Source organism: Pseudomonas sp. MWU13-2100, from assembly GCF_023242365.1.
Taxonomy (GTDB): domain Bacteria; phylum Pseudomonadota; class Gammaproteobacteria; order Pseudomonadales; family Pseudomonadaceae; genus Aquipseudomonas.
This window is the reverse complement of record NZ_JALLIX010000004.1, coordinates 165,042-180,764: the sequence shown is the minus strand read 5'-3', so window position 1 is coordinate 180,764 and position 15,723 is coordinate 165,042. Positions and strand designations below refer to the sequence as shown.

The following is a 15,723-nucleotide window of genomic DNA, read 5'->3' as shown; positions in this document are numbered from 1 at the left end:
AGTCGGAGTATCAAGCATGCAAGACATTCAGCAGCTATTGGACAAAGAAGACGCCAGCGGCCTGGCCGCGCTGGTCAGGTGCGGCGACGTGCAGCCGGTGGAACTGCTCGACGCGGTGATCGAACGTCTGGAGAGGGTCGAGCCCCAGCTCAATGCGGTGGCCGAGCGGCTCTACGAGCAGGCCCGCGAAGCGGCACTCGAGCCCGGGGTTCGCGAGGGGCTGTTTGCCGGTGTGCCGACCTTGATCAAGGACCTGTTCGCGCCGGTGCGAGGAGCGGCGATGACCAATGGTTCCCTGGCCCTGGGCGCGGCTCGCGCCGATTTCGAGTCTGAGGTGGTGACCCGCCTGCGCCGCGCCGGTTGCCTGATTGTCGGCACCAGCACGGCACCGGAATTCGGTACCTCCTACTCCACAGAGTCGACTCGCTTTGGCGCCACCCGCAACCCATGGAATACCCAGCATAGTGCTGGCGGCTCCAGCGGTGGGGCGGCGGCGTTGGTGGCGGCACGGGTGGTGCCTTTTGCCCATGGCAATGACGGCGGTGGCTCGTTGCGGGTGCCGGCGTCCTGTTGCGGGGTTTTCGGGCTCAAGCCCAGCCGTGGTTTGCTGCCCTCCGGACCGATGATCGGCGAGGGCTGGGCGGGCATGGGGACCAACCACTGCATCACCTTGTCGGTGCGCGACAGCGCGGCGCTGCTTGATGCCACGGCTGGGGCCGATCTGGGCGCGCCCTATGCCGCGCCGCGGCAGGCACGGTCTTATGTGACGGCCTTGGAGCAGGCACCACGGCCATTGCGGATCGCCCTGGTGGATCAGCTCGGGCCCTGGCCGACCTCCGCGCAAAGTCTGGCGGCGGTGCATCAGGCCGCGAGCCTGTGCGAGTCCCTGGGACATCGGGTTGAGCCTGCCCGGTTACCGGTGGTACTGCCCGAGTTTCTCGATCAGGTGTTCACCATCATCGGTGCCAGCACGCGCAACTACGTCGAGCTGTTGGGACAGATGCGTGGCGCGCCGGTGCGGCCCGAGGAGCTGGAGGTCCGCACACGCATCATTTTGCGCGACAAGGGTGGGGTCAGCGGCGCGCAATATGCGGCGGCCGTGGAGTGGATCCATGCCCTCGGTCGGCAGTTGGCGCTGTTCATGCAGGATTACGACCTGATCCTCAGCCCGACCCTGACCCGTGAACCGGTGTCAATCGGCGAGCTGGATCTGCGCGACGCCAGCCTGAGCCTTGATGAATTGATCGAGCGCTTCCACAGCTACTCGCCGTTTACCGCTTTGTTCAACGCCAGCGGACAACCGGCGATGTCGGTGCCGCTGCATTGGAGCGCGCAAGGCTTGCCCATGGGCGCGCATTTCGCCGGCCGCTTTGGCGAGGAAGCGACCTTGCTGGCCCTGGCCGCGCAACTGGAACAGGCCCAGCCCTGGCGCCAGTGTGTGCCGCCAGTGAATGCCTGCCAGAGCGCTCTCAACGGTTAAGCGTGATGCGTGTGGGAGCGGGCCCGCTCCCACTGGTTCGGTTCCACCTTGATCACGGATATCAGGCCTTGGCGTTTTTCATCGATACGTTCAGCGGGGCCGCTCGTGCGATCACGCCGATGATGGTCAACGCGGCAATCACCAAGCCAGGTGAAGCCGCCAGCAACACCCCAGTGGTACCCGCCCCGGCTGCCAGAATCTGTCCCGCCGCCAGGGGACCAGTCACTGATCCCAGGCGGCCGATCGCAACGGCCGCACCCACTCCGGTGGCCCGCACCGAGGTCGGATACGAAGGCGGCGCCAGGGCATAGAGCACCAATTGCGCGGCCATCACGAACAGCCCCGCGGCAAACCCGGCGACGGCCATTGGCACTATGCCCAGCGACAGGCCGACTCCGGCCAACGCTGCCAGCAACCCGGCATACACGAACAGCACTACCTTGATACCGTTGCAGCGATCCAGTAGCAGGCCGCCAAGCAGGGAGCCGAGCGCACCGCCGATGTTGAACAGCACCTGCACCAAGCTGGCCTGCGGCTTGCTGAAACCTTGTTCCAGCAGCAGCGAAGGCAGCCAGTTGAGCAACATGTACATCACGGTCAGGGTAAAGAAGTAGCTCACCCACAGCGCAAGGGTGGTGCGGCCCCGGCCTTCACCGAACAGCGCCTGGCCGGTGGAGGCGCGCTCCGCGGCGGCGACCCCTTGTTGCTGCCGGAAGGCGGTCGACTCGGGCAGCAGCGCCAGCATCAAGGGGACTACCAGCAGGGGCACAAGGCCACCGATGATGAAGGTGGTCTGCCAATGCTCGGTGAAGAGCATCGCCACCGCCGCCGCCAGAGCGCCACCCAAGGGGACACCGGCATACATGATGCTGATAGCGGTGCCGCGGCGTTGTTCGCCCACCGCTTCGGCGCAGAGTGCGATCAAGTTGGGCAGGGCGGCGCCCAGGCCCAGGCCAGTCATGAAACGCGCGAGCAACAGGTTGGAAAAACTACTGATGTAAGCGGTGCCGAGGGAGAAAACACCGAACAGCAATACCGCACCGATCAGGATTTTCTTGCGACCGATGCGATCGGCGATCCAGCCGCCGAAAAATGCGCCCGGCAGCAGGCCGATGATCCCGGCACTGAAGACCCAGCCCATCATTTTCGGATCCAGGGCGAAGGTCTGGCGCAGGCCCGCAGCGGCGGTACCGGCCGCCTGCAGGTCGAAGCCTTCGATCAGTGCAACGATAAAACACAAAGCAATGGTCAGCGTCGTGCGACGTGATGGATTGTCCATGGGCGAGCCTCATTATTGTTTTTGTTGTAGTGCTGGGCCTGGCCAGCGCGGGCGGCTGTCTCAGGTTGAGATTAAGATTAACAAATATAACTAAAAAATGAATGCTGCCTGATTTCTGATGAGAATTAGAAAATTATCTATGTAAAACAAATAGTTATTATTTTTTGTATGCGTTACCTGTTAAATGGTTAACTATATTAATGTTCGATTATCGGTCATTGTAGGTTGACGGACTCCCCCGGCTCTTTCCATTCTCTGTCCACGGACCTTGCCAGCGTGTGCTGGGTCTCGTTCAAAACAACAACAATAAGTGGACATCGAACATGCCAAACCTCCCCCGGGAAGCCTTCGCGGCGACCTCAGCCACACCTGTCCGCACTCCGGATCACGCTCGTTGCCTGACCTTGCTGGGCTTGAGCGTGTTTTCCACTCAATTGCTGGCCGCGGGCTTCGTCGACGACAGTCATGGCACCTTGACTCTGCGCAATTACTACCTGGATCGGGACTATAAGGATGGCGGCGCGAAAACCGCCGCCCGGGAATGGGCCCAGGGTTTCTTCATGAACATGGAGTCCGGTTACACCGAGGGCAAACTGGGCTTGGGCCTGGATGCCCGTGGGTTGCTGGGGGTCAAGCTGGACTCGTCGCCGGATCGCAGCGGCACCGAGCTGCTACCGGTGTCCAGCAGCAGCAAGCGCGCGGCGGACGAGTATGCGCGCCTGGGATTGACCGGCAAGATGCGTTTCAGCGAAACCACGCTGAAGACCGGTGATGTATCGATCTTCCTGCCATTCGCCTTTGCCAGTCCGTCGCGGCTGCTGCCGCAGACCTTCCGTGGGACCATCCTCAGTTCCAAGGAAATCGACGGACTGACGTTCAACACCGGTTACATCGACCGCATCGCCAAGCGCGATTCCACCGACTACCAACCCATGAGCATCGCCTCGCCCAATCAACGTTTCAATGGCGCCGCCACCACGTCCCATATGGCCTATGTCGGTGCTGATTACCAGGTCAACAAGGACCTCAGCCTGCGTGCCTACCATGCCGAGGTGACGGATCTGTACCAGCAGAACACTTTGGCCTTGTTGCATAACCTGAGCCTGGGCGACGGTGTGCTGACCACCGATCTGCGCAGTTTTTTCAGTGATGAAGACGGCAGCGCCAAGGCCGGTAAAGTGGATAACCGCAACCTCTCCGCGCTGTTCAGCTATCGTCTCGGCGGCCACCGCCTGGGCCTGGGTTACATGCATGCCAGTGGCGATACGGCAACGCCCTATGTGTCCGGCACCGAATTGATGGGCATGAGCGAGCTGACCATGAGTTCGGACTTTCTCAATGCCAAGGAGCGAACCTGGCAGGCCGTCTACGACTATGACTTCGCGGCGGCCGGCCTGCCGGGCCTGAAGAGCCGGCTGCGTTATGTGCGCGGCGACCATATCGAGTTGGCGGCTTTCAACGCCGAAGACCGCAAGGAGCGCGAGTTCCAGATGGAATTGGGGTATGTGGTCCAGAGTGGCCCGTTGAAGAACGTTGGGTTGTTGGCGCGCAAGTCGATTTACCGGAATGACTTTCCCACTGGCGCGGCCTTCCGCGATGAAAACCAGACCCGCTTCCTGGTGACCTACACCTTGCCGATCTGGTGATTGCCCCGCTGCGCCAGGTCTTGCGTCGGTCGCTCCGCCGGGGGCGTGCCAGCGCTTGCGGCTATTGCTGATAGACCTTCTTCAGCAGTCGGAGCAGTTCCTCGCGTTCCTGGCTGTCGAGGGTGGCCGTGGAATCGAGGTCGCTTTGGGTGGCAATCAGTTTCAGCTCCTTGAGGAGAGACTCGCCGGTCTTGCTGAGAAAGATCCCATAGGAACGCTTGTCCGGTTTACAGCGCACCCGAACCGCCAGCGCCCGCTCTTCCAGTTTGTTCAGCAGCGGTACGACCTGGGGCGGTTCGATGGCCAGGGCCTTGGCCAGGTCGGCCTGCATCAGCCCGGGGTGCTGATCGATGATTGCCAGGGCCGAGAACTGTGCCGGCCGCAGGTCGTGGGCCGAGAGCCGACCGATCAGGTTCTGGAACAGTTTCAACTGAGCCCGGCGCATGGCGTAACCGATCAGGTCGTCCAGGGCGGAGTCCAGCGGCGCCTGGGGTTCGGCGGCGACGACAAGGGCCTCGGGGGCGGCGGCAATCTTGGAAGACTTGGCCATTGCAGGGGGAATCCTCGGGCTGGCGGTTAATAAGGCTATCTAGTTTGCCGAGGTCGGCCGGGGATAGCTATGACCGCTGTCATATCCATGGGCGCTGGGGCGGGATCCACGGGGAAAATATTTTGTTAATTTCATTAATGGTTAATTGACATAACTATGTTGCCGGTTTAGTTTTCACTCATCGTCAAGTCAAGAACAAGAGAGTAATCGTCATGAGCAACTACGAAGGTCGCTGGACAACGGTCAAGGTTGAAATCGAGGAAGGCATCGCCTGGGTCATTCTCAATCGCCCGGAAAAACGCAACGCCATGAGCCCGACCCTGAACCGCGAGATGATCGATGTCCTGGAAACCCTGGAGCAGGACCCGGCCGCTGGCGTGCTGGTGCTGACCGGTGCCGGAGAGGCCTGGACCGCGGGTATGGATCTCAAGGAATACTTTCGCGAAGTGGATGCCGGCCCGGAAATTCTCCAGGAAAAAATCCGTCGTGAAGCCTCGCAGTGGCAATGGAAGCTGCTGCGCATGTACGCCAAGCCGACCATCGCCATGGTCAACGGCTGGTGCTTCGGCGGCGGCTTCAGCCCGCTGGTGGCCTGCGACCTGGCGATCTGTGCCGACGAAGCGACCTTTGGCCTCTCCGAAATCAACTGGGGCATTCCGCCGGGCAACCTGGTCAGCAAGGCCATGGCCGACACCGTGGGCCATCGTCAGTCGCTGTACTACATCATGACCGGCAAGACCTTCGGCGGGCAGAAGGCCGCCGAGATGGGCCTGGTCAACGAAAGCGTTCCACTGGCGCGGTTGCGCGAAGTCACCGTTGAACTGGCGCGCAACCTGCTGGAGAAAAACCCGGTGGTGCTGCGTGCGGCCAAGCATGGCTTCAAACGCTGCCGCGAACTGACCTGGGAGCAGAACGAGGATTACCTGTACGCCAAGCTCGACCAGTCGCGCCTGCTGGATACCGAAGGCGGTCGCGAACAGGGCATGAAACAGTTCCTCGATGACAAGAGCATCAAGCCCGGCTTGCAGGCTTACAAGCGCTGAGCCGCGGCGTTGCTGACAGGGCGACTGGCCGGGCGATCGAGCGCCCGCCAACTGTTCGCCCAGGCGCCATGGCGCTACTGTAGCGCCCTCGACTGTATTCCCGATAAAGACAATAAAGAGGAATCACCATGCTGGACGTGCCCCTGCTGATCGGCGGCCAGTCGTGCCCCGCCCGCGACGGTCGAACCTTCGAGCGCCGTAATCCGGTGACTGGCGAGGTGGTGTCGCGGGTTGCCGCCGCGACTTTGGAAGATGCCGATGCCGCCGTGGCCGCGGCCAAGGCGGCGTTCCCTGCCTGGGCGGCGTTGGCGCCCAACGAACGACGCATCCGCCTGCTGCGGGCGGCCGAGCAGTTGCAGGCCCGCGGCGCGGAATTTATCGCCGCTGCCGGCGAGACCGGCGCCATGGCCAACTGGTACGGCTTCAATGTGCAGCTGGCGGCCAATATGCTGCGTGAGGCGGCGTCGATGACCACCCAGATCAACGGCGAAGTCATCCCTTCCGATGTGCCTGGCAGTTTTGCCATGGCCCTGCGCCAACCGTGCGGCGTGGTGCTGGGCATTGCCCCATGGAACGCTCCGGTGATTCTCGCCACCCGGGCCATCGCCATGCCCCTGGCCTGCGGCAATACCGTGGTGCTCAAGGCCTCGGAACTGAGCCCGGCGGCGCACCGGCTGATCGGCCAGGTGTTGCAGGACGCGGGGCTGGGCGATGGCGTGGTCAACGTCATCTGCAATGCCCCCCAGGATGCCGCGGCGATTGTCGAGCGGCTGATTGCCAATCCGGCGGTGCGCCGCGTCAACTTCACCGGGTCGACCCATGTCGGACGCATCGTCGGCGAGCTGTCGGCGCGCCATCTCAAACCGGCTTTGCTGGAGCTGGGGGGCAAGGCACCGTTCCTGGTACTGGAAGACGCCGATCTGGATGCGGCGGTGGAGGCCGCGGCCTTTGGTGCGTTCTTCAACCAGGGGCAGATCTGCATGTCCACCGAGCGCCTGATCGTCGATGCCAAGGTGGCCGATACCTTTGTCGCCAAGCTGGCGGCGAAGATCGCCAGCTTGCCTGCCGGCGACCCGGGCGCCGAGGATTCGGTGCTCGGCTCGCTGGTGGATGCCAGTGCCGGCGAGCGCATCAAATTGTTGATCGACGATGCCCTGGACAAAGGTGCGACGCTGGTGGCGGGCGGGCAACTGGCGGGCAGTATTCTGCAACCGACCCTGCTCGATGGTGTCACCGAAAGCATGCGCCTGTACCGCGAGGAATCCTTTGGCCCGGTGGCGGTGTTGCTGCGCGGCGAGGGTGACGAAGATCTGCTGCGCCTGGCCAACGATTCCGAGTTCGGCCTGTCGGCGGCGATCTTCAGTCGCGACAGCGGTCGCGCCCTGGCCCTGGCCCAGCGAGTCGAGTCGGGCATTTGCCATATCAACGGTCCGACCGTGCACGACGAGGCGCAAATGCCCTTCGGTGGGGTCAAGTCCAGCGGCTATGGCAGTTTTGGCGGCAAGGCATCCATCGAGCATTTCACCCAGTTGCGCTGGGTCACCTTGCAGAATGGACCGCGGCACTACCCGATCTGAGCATCCGTCGCACTGTCGGGTGTCGGCTCCCTCGGGAGACCGCCCCGCGTGCAGGCCAGAGATAACAATAACAAGGCTGCAGCCAGCGGCTGCCACGCTTCCCGAGCCGCCCCGTGCGGAGCGGTGCCGGCGTGCCTTGATGGAGGACAAGCACGTGAGTTCCGAATTCAGATCGCCATCCCACACCGAGACCCGTCGGCCGCGCTATCGCCAGGTGTCCATCGGTCACCCCGCGGTCGAGGTCAGCGAAGAGCAGGGCATCCTGCGGATGCGCTCCCTGGAGCCCCTGGGCGAGTTGCCGAAGCGCCTGCTGGATCGCCTGGTGCACTGGGCCCAAGTGCGCCCGCAACAAACCTTTATCGCTGCTCGCCAGGCTGGCGGTGATTGGCGTCGAGTGAGCTACGCCGAGATGCTCGCCAGTGTCCGGGCTATTGCCCGGAGCCTGCTGGGTTATGGTTTGTCGGCCGAGAAGCCCCTGGCGCTGTTCTCGGGCAACGACATCGAGCATTTGCAGATCGCCCTCGGCGCCATGTATGCCGGTATTCCCTATTGCCCGGTATCGCCGGCCTATTCGTTGTTGTCCCAGGATTTCGCCAAGCTGCGGCATGTCTGCGATCTGCTGCAACCGGGGCTGGTGTTCGTCAGCGAGGCTTCGGCTTTCCAGCGGGCGATCGATGCGGTGTTGCCACTCGAGACGCCGCTGATCAGCGTGCGTGGGCAAATAACCGGGCGGTCTCAGGCGAGCTTTGCCAGCCTGTTGCAACAGCCCGGGGGGGCCGAAGCCGATTGCGCCTTTGCCGCCACCGGGCCAGACAGCATCGCCAAGTTTCTGTTCACCTCCGGCTCGACCCGCTTGCCCAAGGCGGTGATCACCACCCAGCGCATGCTCTGCGCCAACCAGCAGATGTTGCTGCAGACCTTTCCGGTGTTCGGCGAAGAGCCGCCGGTGCTGGTGGACTGGCTGCCGTGGAACCACACCTTCGGCGGTAGCCACAACGTCGGCATCGTGCTCTACAACGGCGGCACCTTTTACCTGGACGACGGCAAGCCCACGGCCCAGGGATTTGCTGAAACCCTGCGCAACCTCAAGGAGGTGTCGCCCACCGCCTACCTGACCGTGCCCAAGGGCTGGGAGGAACTGGTCAGCGCCCTTGAGCAGGACGACGAGCTGCGCGAGCGTTTTTTCTCCCGGATCAAGCTGTTCTTCTTCGCCGCGGCCGGTTTGTCCCAGAGCGTCTGGGATCGCCTGGATCGGATCGCCGAAGCGCACTGCGGCGAACGCATCCGCATGATGGCCGGGCTCGGCATGACCGAGGCGGCGCCGTCCTGCACCTTCACCACCGGGCCGCTGTCCATGGCCGGCTATATCGGTTTGCCGGCCCCGGGTTGTGAAGTGCGGCTGGTGCCGGTGGACGGCAAGCTGGAAGGGCGCTTTCGCGGGCCGCACATCATGCCCGGCTACTGGCGCGCAGCGCAGCAGACCGCCGAGGTGTTCGACGACCAGGGTTTCTACTGTTCCGGTGATGCCTTGAAGCTGGCTGACGTTCGGGACCCGCAACTGGGGCTGATGTTCGATGGCCGTATTGCCGAGGATTTCAAGCTGAGTTCCGGGGTCTTTGTCAGTGTCGGCCCTCTGCGTAATCGCGCGGTGCTCGAAGGCTCACCCTATGTCCAGGATCTGGTGGTGGCGGCGCCGGATCGCGAATGCCTCGGGGCTTTGGTCTTTCCCCGGCTGTATGAGTGCCGACGCCTGGCGGGCCTGGGCCCGGATGCCAGCGATACCGAGGTCCTGGCCAGCGCGCCGGTGCGCCAATGGTTCGCCGACTGGCTGCAACGGCTCAACCGTGATGCCAGCGGCAATTCCAGTCGCCTGGAGTGGATTGCGCTGCTCGACGAGCCGCCCTCCATCGACCGTGGCGAAATCACCGACAAGGGCTCGATCAACCAGCGCGCGGTGTTGCAGTGGCGGGCGGCCAAGGTCGAGGCGCTGTATCGCGGGCTGGAACCGTCGGTCCTGCGTGCCGGGTCAGGCTTGTGAGCAGCGCCGGGCAATACTCGGATTTTGCCGATGTGGCGATCTTCGAGGCCCTGCGCACGCCCTGGGTCGATCTCGGCGGAGCCTTGGCTCAGGTTTCGCCCATCGACCTGGGGATCAAGGTCGGGCGCGAAGTCCTGGCTCGGGCGGCCATGGACCCCCTTGATGTGGACAGCGTGCTCGCCGGCTCAATGGCCCAGGCCAGTTTCGACGCCTATCTGCTGCCACGGCATATCGGCCTTTACAGTGGCGTGCCGCAAGGGGTTCCGGCACTGGCGGTGCAGCGCATCTGCGCCACCGGTTTCGAACTCTTGCGGCAAGCCGCCCGGCAACTGGATGACGGGCTGCAGTTGGCCCTGTGCGTGGCGGCTGAATCCATGTCGCGCAATCCGATCGCCGCCTACACCCACCGCGACGGTTTCCGTCTCGGTGCACCAGTGGGATTCAAGGATTTTCTCTGGGAAGCGCTCTACGACCCGGCGCCAGGCCTGGATATGATCGCCACCGCCGAGAACCTGGCCCAGCGCTATGGGCTGAGTCGCGAAGTGGTGGATCGTTATGCCCTGGACAGTCATCAACTGGCGCTGCAGGCCCAGGCAGACGGTTGGTTTGCAGCGGAACTGGTGGCGCTGGGCAATGAGCGCTTTGAGCTGGCCGGCTATCAAGCGCGAGGCATCCAGTTGCCACGGGGCGTGGACCGGGTGACCCAGGATAGTCACCCGCGACCTACCGACCTGATGAGCTTGAGCCGGTTGCGCTCGGTGCATGACGGCGGCGTGCAAACCGCCGGCAACAGTTGCGCGCTGGTCGATGGCGCCGCGGCGGCATTGGTGGGGCGAGCCTCCGCGGCCCGTCGTCCGGTATTGGCTCATCTGCTGGCCAGTGCCGTGGTGGGCGTGGCACCGGAATTCATGGGCATAGGGCCGGTACCGGCGATCCAGTTGCTGCTGCAGCGCAGCGGGCTGACCCTGGCCGATATCGACTTGTTGGAAATCAACGAGGCCCAGGCTGCCCAGGTGCTGGCCGTGGCCCAGGCGCTGGGACTGGATGGCGACCGGCTCAACCGGCGGGGCGGCTCGATCGCCTTGGGCCATCCCTTGGCCGCCAGCGGTTTGCGCCTGGTGCTGAGCCTGGCCCGGCAACTGCGCGAGGGCAATCTGCGCTACGGCATTGCGGCCGCTTGTGTCGGTGGCGGCCAGGGCATGGCGTTGTTGATCGAGAACCCGGCGTATCAAGGCTGACGTGGCGTCGCGCGGCTGACCGGCGGTGGACATTTTTTTCTGAAACGAGGCTTTCCATGTGGCACTACCAGGCGCCATTGCGCGACATGCAATTCGTTCTTGAACACTGGCTGCAAGCCCCGCTGGCGTGGCATCAAAGCGTCGCCTTCGCGAGCCTGGATCTGCCTCTGGCCGTGCAGGTCCTGGAAGAAGCGGGGCGCTTCAGCAGCGCGGTGCTGGCGCCCCTCAACGGCAGCGGTGATCGCCAGGGCTGCCACTTCGCCGAAGGCCGGGTGCGTACGCCGGATGGTTTTGCCGAGGCCTACCGGACCTTTGTCGAAGGCGGCTGGCCGGCCCTGGCCTGCGCGGAAAGCCTGGGCGGCCAGGGGCTGCCACAACTGTTGGACGCTGCCTTGCAGGAAATGCTCTATGCCAGCAACCACGCCTGGGCCATGTACAGCGGTATCGCCCACGGTGCTTACCTGTGCCTCAAGAGCCATGCGCCGCAGTGGATCCAGGCGCACTATTTGCCCTCGATCATCAGCGGCGAAGCACTGCCGACCATGTGCCTGACCGAGCCCCAGGCGGGCAGCGATGTGGGGCTGCTGCGCTGTCGCGCCGAGCCGCAGAGTGACGGCAGCTACCGCCTGAACGGCAACAAGCTGTTTATCTCCGGCGGCGAACAGGATCTGACCGAGAACATCCTCCATCTGGTGCTGGCGCGGCTGCCAGGCGCACCGCCGGGCAGCCGCGGGATTTCCTTGTTCCTGGTGCCCAAGCTGCTGGAACCGGGGCAGGCCAATGGCGTGCGTTGCGATGGTATCGAGCACAAGATGGGTATCAAGGGCAGCGCCACCTGTTCCCTGGTGTTCGAGGCGGCTCGGGGCTGGCTGATCGGCGAAGCCAACCGGGGCCTGGCGACAATGTTCGTGATGATGAACTCGGCGCGCTTGCATGTCGGCCTGCAAGGTCTCGGGCACGCCGAAGCGGCCTGGCAGAACGCTTTTGCCTATGCCCGTGAGCGCAAGCAGATGCGTGCCCCGCGACGCCCGGCGGGGGTTGACGCCGAGGCGGCCGATCCGATCCATTTCCACCCGGCCATGCGCCGTACCTTGCTTGAACTGCGGGCCTGCACCGAGGGCATGCGCGCCATTGGTTACTGGGCCGCGCACCTGCTGGATCAGGCCGAGCATGGGCCCGATCCTCAAAGCCGGCAGCGTGCCGGGCAGTTGAGCGAACTGCTGACCCCGGTGATCAAAGCCTATTTCACCGAGCAGGGGTTTACGCTGGCCAGCAAGGCCCTGCAGGTCTTCGGCGGTTACGGCTACGTGACCGAGTTCGCCATCGAGCAGACCCTGCGCGACAGTCGTATCGCCATGATCTACGAGGGCAGCAACGAGATTCAGGCCAATGACCTGTTACTGCGCAAGGTGCTGGGTGATCAGGGCCGGGCTTTTGCCGAGTTGCTGTCGATCATGCGCGAAGAGGCCGAGCAGGCCGCCACTTGCGCGGAGTGCGCGGGTATCGCCGCCGAACTGCAAGCGCTCGGCGACAAACTCGAGCGCCTGCAAGGGCAAGTGGCACAACAGGCGATCGAGGACGCTCAGTACCCTTATCGGGCCGCGGGTGACTTTCTGCGCTTGTGCGGCCTGGCGCTGCTGGCATTTGCCTGGACCCGCTCGGCGCGTGTGTCCCGGGCGTTACCCGAAACCGATTCACAGCGGGCGGACAAACTGCAAAGTGCCGGATTCTTCTTTGCCTATCTGCTGCCGGAAGCGGACCTGCGAATCGCCGCGATTCATGCCGCTCGCGCGCCGCTGCCTTTCCTGGCATGAGTGGGGGGGGGGCGCGCGGGAGGAGGGCAAGGCGCCAGAGTGGCGAGGCGCCGTTACGCAAGTCTGATGTTCGACCGTCGGCCCCGCAGTGCCGTGTCCGCCAGGAAAGAGCGTCCTGCTGTTAGCCCAAACCTTGCGTTACTATGGCGACCCACCTTTCTGGAAGTTGCCTGGATGAGTAAGCCCGGTCAAACGGTGCTGGTCGCGCTGCGCAAGATGATCGCCTCCGGCGAATTGGCGGCTGGCGAACGGCTGATGGAAAACCCCACGGCGGAGCTTTTCGGCGTCTCGCGGATGCCGGTGCGCATGGCGTTCCGCACACTGGAGCAGGAAGGCTTGCTGGTGCGTTTTGGTGGGCGTGGGTTCCAGGTACGCTCCGTCAACCCCGATGATATCGCCGGGGCGGTCGAAGTGCGGGGTGTGCTTGAAGGTCTGGCGGCGCGTCAGACCGCCGAGCGTGGACTCTCGGACGATGCCCGGGCGACCCTTGAACAGTGCCTGGCGCAAGGCGATCAGTTGTTCGACAAGGGTTATGTGACCGTCGAGGACCTTGAGCTCTATCACGACCTCAACATGCGTTTTCACCAGGTGATCGTCGAAGGCAGCCACAACCCGGCCATCGCCGACGCCCTGGCGCGCAACGACCACTTGCCTTTTGCCTCGGTGACCGCCCTGGCGGTGGACCGTCACGACATGGTTCGCGAGTATCGGCGTTTCAACTACGCGCATATGCAACACCATGCGGTGTTCGATGCCCTGGTCAACCGCCAGGGCGCGCGTGCCGAAGCGATCATGCGCGAGCACGCCAACGCCACGTTGCGCTATGCCGAGATCTTCGGCTCGACGGCGGCCGAACAGCGGATGAAGGTTATTCTCCGCTCTTGATTCCGGTCTTGCCGGCGGCACTGATGGGCACCTGAGCACTGGCCTCGGACGGCGTCGAGGTGGGCGAGGGGCGCCTGACATCCAATTGTCATTTTTTGGTCGCGGGAACGCCATGTTCCTTGAGTAATGTCGCGCTCAATGAGATCGATCTCAAGCGAGCAAAAATGACTGATTTGAAAGAGGTTGCACAACTGGCCGGTGTTTCGCGGGCGACCGCGGCGCGAGCCTTTGCCTCCCCTGAAGTGGTGCGTCCAGCGACTCGAGAACAAGTATTCGCCGCCGCGCGTGAACTGGGTTTCCGGCCCAATCGTCTTGGCCGCCAACTGCGTCTGCAAACCACCAAACTGATTGGTGTCGTGGTGCCCAATCTGCTCAACCCGGTGTTCGCCGAGCAATTCCAGGCGATGGAACGCGCGGCGCGCTTGCGCGGTTACAACCTGTTGCTGGCTACCACCGACTACAGCAGCGAACGTGAAAGCGCGGTGGTCGAGGAATTGTTGCGTCAGCGCGTCGATGGTCTGGTCCTGACGGTCACGGATGCCGAGCGGAGCCGGGTACTGCAAAGCCTTGCCAGGGAGGACACGCCCTTTGTACTGGCCTACCACCAGCCCGGCAATCCTGACTACAGCAGCGTGTCCGTGGATAACCGCGCGGGCATGGCGCTGGCCACCCGTTATCTGCTGGAAGCGGGGCATTGGCGGATCGGTATGGTCGCCGGTCCCGCCTTGCAGTCCGACCGCGCTCGCCTGCGTTACGCCGGTTATTGCGATGCGATGCATGAGGCCGGTCTTGACCGCTTGCCTGTGATCGAAATGCCCGCCCACACCCAGGCTGATTTTGCCGCTATCGAGCCGTTTCTACACGGCCCGCAAGCGCTCAGTGCGCTGGTCTGTTCCAACGATTTGCTGGCAATCAGCCTGATTGCGCAGCTGCGACGTAACGGCTGGAAGGTACCTCGACAGCTCTCGGTCATCGGCTTTGATGGCATCGCCATGGGCGCCCAGATACACCCGACATTGTGCAGCGTCGTTCAACCCATCGCGACGCTGGCTTATACCGTGATCGATCAGTTGCTGGCGCAGATCGCCGGCGCCGCACCGGCTTCCCATTGCCTGCCTTGTCATATCCGGCCAGGCGAAAGTACTCAACCCTACGAGGAGACATTTGATGATCCGCATCAGTAAAACCCTGGCCGCGTTGCTGCTGTGCGGCGTGGTCAACCTGGCGCAGGCCGCGCAAACGGCGATTTGCTACAACTGCCCGCCGGAGTGGGCGGACTGGGGCACGCAACTCAAGGCGATTGCCGACACCACGGGCGTGCAGGTTCCACAGGACAACAAGAACTCCGGCCAGTCACTGGCGCAATTGGTCGCCGAACAGGCCGCCCCGGTGGCTGACGTGGTGTATTACGGCGTCACCTTCGGCTTGCAGGCGCAAAAGGCCGGCGTGGTCGGCATGTATAAACCCAAGGGCTGGGAGGAGATTCCCGCCGGCCTGAAAGACCCGGAAGGTCACTGGTTTGCGATTCATTCCGGCACGTTGGGCATTATGGTCAACGTCGATGCACTGGGTGGTTTGCCAGTGCCACAAAGCTGGAGCGACCTGCTCAAACCGGAATACAAAGGCATGGTGGGCTACCTCGATCCATCCAGTGCTTTCGTCGGTTACGTGACGGCGGTGGCCATCAACCAAGCCATGGGCGGCAGCCTGGATAACTTCGCTCCAGCCATCGATTACTTCCAGAAACTGGCGAAAAACGCACCCATCGTGCCCAAGCAGACGGCCTACGCCCGGGTGCTGTCCGGTGAGTTGCCGATTCTGGTCGATTACGACTTCAACGCTTATCGGGCGCGTTACAAGGACAATGCCAACGTGGCGTTTGTGATTCCCAAGGAAGGCAGCATCAGCGTGCCTTACGTAATGAGCATGGTCGGCAATGCCCCGCATCGGGTCAATGCCGAGAAGGTGCTGGATTTCGTCCTCTCCGATCAAGGCCAGGCACTGTGGGCCAAGGCCTACCTGCGGCCAGTGCGAGCGATAAAGATGCCGGCGGACGTCGCCGCGCAGTTTCTGCCGGACAGTGATTATGCCCGCGCCGGCGTGGTCGATTACGCGCATATGGCGGCGGTGCAGGAAGTCTTTTCCGCACGTTATCTGAGTGAGGTCAAGTAAG

General features: G+C 63.4%; 12 protein-coding genes. 10 read left to right on the top strand and 2 right to left on the bottom strand.

Annotated features, from left to right (window positions below; all coding sequences use genetic code 11):
• Positions 1-16 precede the first annotated feature (16 nt).
• Complete coding sequence (locus tag M5B99_RS04915; protein ID WP_248802921.1) at positions 17-1,480, top strand: amidase; 1,464 nt, start codon at positions 17-19, stop codon at positions 1,478-1,480.
• 61 nt (positions 1,481-1,541) lie between these two features.
• On the opposite strand, the gene mhpT is transcribed toward M5B99_RS04915, so the two are convergent.
• Complete coding sequence (gene mhpT / locus M5B99_RS04910) at positions 1,542-2,759, bottom strand: 3-(3-hydroxy-phenyl)propionate transporter MhpT (RefSeq protein WP_248802920.1); 1,218 nt, start codon at positions 2,757-2,759, stop codon at positions 1,542-1,544.
• Between the two features lie 323 nt (positions 2,760-3,082).
• Here mhpT and M5B99_RS04905 point away from each other — a divergent pair, with 323 nt between their 5' ends.
• Entirely contained in the window at positions 3,083-4,405 is a 1,323-nt protein-coding gene (locus tag M5B99_RS04905; RefSeq protein ID WP_248802919.1) for an OprD family porin, read from the top strand.
• A 61-nt stretch (positions 4,406-4,466) separates the two neighbouring features.
• On the opposite strand, the gene M5B99_RS04900 is transcribed toward M5B99_RS04905, so the two are convergent.
• Positions 4,467-4,955: a MarR family winged helix-turn-helix transcriptional regulator gene (locus tag M5B99_RS04900; RefSeq protein ID WP_248802918.1), complete on the bottom strand. Its 489-nt coding sequence runs from the start codon at positions 4,953-4,955 to the stop codon at positions 4,467-4,469.
• Between the two features lie 212 nt (positions 4,956-5,167).
• On the opposite strand from M5B99_RS04900, the gene M5B99_RS04895 reads away from it, so the two are divergent.
• The 8 genes from M5B99_RS04895 (at position 5,168) to M5B99_RS04860 (ending at position 15,722) form a co-directional block, all read left to right on the top strand.
• A complete protein-coding gene (locus M5B99_RS04895; protein ID WP_248802917.1) occupies positions 5,168-5,998 on the top strand; it encodes a p-hydroxycinnamoyl CoA hydratase/lyase in 831 nt (276 codons plus the stop codon).
• 128 nt (positions 5,999-6,126) lie between these two features.
• Positions 6,127-7,575, top strand: a complete 1,449-nt coding sequence (locus tag M5B99_RS04890) for an aldehyde dehydrogenase (protein ID WP_248802916.1) — start codon at positions 6,127-6,129, stop codon at positions 7,573-7,575.
• A gap of 154 nt (positions 7,576-7,729) precedes the next feature.
• On the top strand, positions 7,730-9,613 hold the full coding sequence (locus M5B99_RS04885) for a feruloyl-CoA synthase (protein WP_248802915.1): 1,884 nt from the start codon (positions 7,730-7,732) through the stop codon (positions 9,611-9,613).
• Positions 9,610-10,851, top strand: coding sequence for a thiolase family protein (locus tag M5B99_RS04880; RefSeq protein WP_248802914.1), 1,242 nt, complete (start codon positions 9,610-9,612; stop codon positions 10,849-10,851). Before M5B99_RS04885 ends, M5B99_RS04880 begins: the two co-directional genes overlap by 4 nt.
• 56 nt (positions 10,852-10,907) lie before the next feature.
• Positions 10,908-12,665 carry an acyl-CoA dehydrogenase gene (locus M5B99_RS04875; protein ID WP_248802913.1) on the top strand — a complete coding sequence of 586 codons (1,758 nt, stop codon included), beginning with the start codon at positions 10,908-10,910 and terminating at the stop codon, positions 12,663-12,665.
• A gap of 174 nt (positions 12,666-12,839) precedes the next feature.
• Positions 12,840-13,550, top strand: coding sequence for a GntR family transcriptional regulator (locus M5B99_RS04870; RefSeq protein WP_248802912.1), 711 nt, complete (start codon positions 12,840-12,842; stop codon positions 13,548-13,550).
• Positions 13,551-13,714: 164 nt separating this feature from the next.
• The gene (locus M5B99_RS04865; RefSeq protein ID WP_248802911.1) at positions 13,715-14,734 is read left to right on the top strand and encodes a LacI family DNA-binding transcriptional regulator; all 1,020 of its coding nucleotides are present in this window, start codon (positions 13,715-13,717) and stop codon (positions 14,732-14,734) included.
• Positions 14,718-15,722: an ABC transporter substrate-binding protein gene (locus tag M5B99_RS04860; protein ID WP_248802910.1), complete on the top strand. Its 1,005-nt coding sequence runs from the start codon at positions 14,718-14,720 to the stop codon at positions 15,720-15,722. Before M5B99_RS04865 ends, M5B99_RS04860 begins: the two co-directional genes overlap by 17 nt.
• The last annotated feature ends 1 nt before the right edge of the window (position 15,723 follow it).

Excerpts from the sequence above, each read along its gene's own strand:
- M5B99_RS04890 (WP_248802916.1), top strand. The coding sequence starts at position 6,127 with ATGCTGGACGTGCCCCTGCTGATCGGCGGCCAGTCGTGCCCCGCCCGC.
- M5B99_RS04875 (WP_248802913.1), top strand. The coding sequence starts at position 10,908 with ATGTGGCACTACCAGGCGCCATTGCGCGACATGCAATTCGTTCTTGAA.
- M5B99_RS04915 (WP_248802921.1), top strand. The coding sequence starts at position 17 with ATGCAAGACATTCAGCAGCTATTGGACAAAGAAGACGCCAGCGGCCTG.
- mhpT (WP_248802920.1), bottom strand. The coding sequence starts at position 2,759 with ATGGACAATCCATCACGTCGCACGACGCTGACCATTGCTTTGTGTTTT.
- M5B99_RS04905 (WP_248802919.1), top strand. The coding sequence starts at position 3,083 with ATGCCAAACCTCCCCCGGGAAGCCTTCGCGGCGACCTCAGCCACACCT.
- M5B99_RS04895 (WP_248802917.1), top strand. The coding sequence starts at position 5,168 with ATGAGCAACTACGAAGGTCGCTGGACAACGGTCAAGGTTGAAATCGAG.
- M5B99_RS04870 (WP_248802912.1), top strand. The coding sequence starts at position 12,840 with ATGAGTAAGCCCGGTCAAACGGTGCTGGTCGCGCTGCGCAAGATGATC.
- M5B99_RS04860 (WP_248802910.1), top strand. The coding sequence starts at position 14,718 with ATGATCCGCATCAGTAAAACCCTGGCCGCGTTGCTGCTGTGCGGCGTG.
- M5B99_RS04900 (WP_248802918.1), bottom strand. The coding sequence starts at position 4,955 with ATGGCCAAGTCTTCCAAGATTGCCGCCGCCCCCGAGGCCCTTGTCGTC.
- M5B99_RS04865 (WP_248802911.1), top strand. The coding sequence starts at position 13,715 with ATGACTGATTTGAAAGAGGTTGCACAACTGGCCGGTGTTTCGCGGGCG.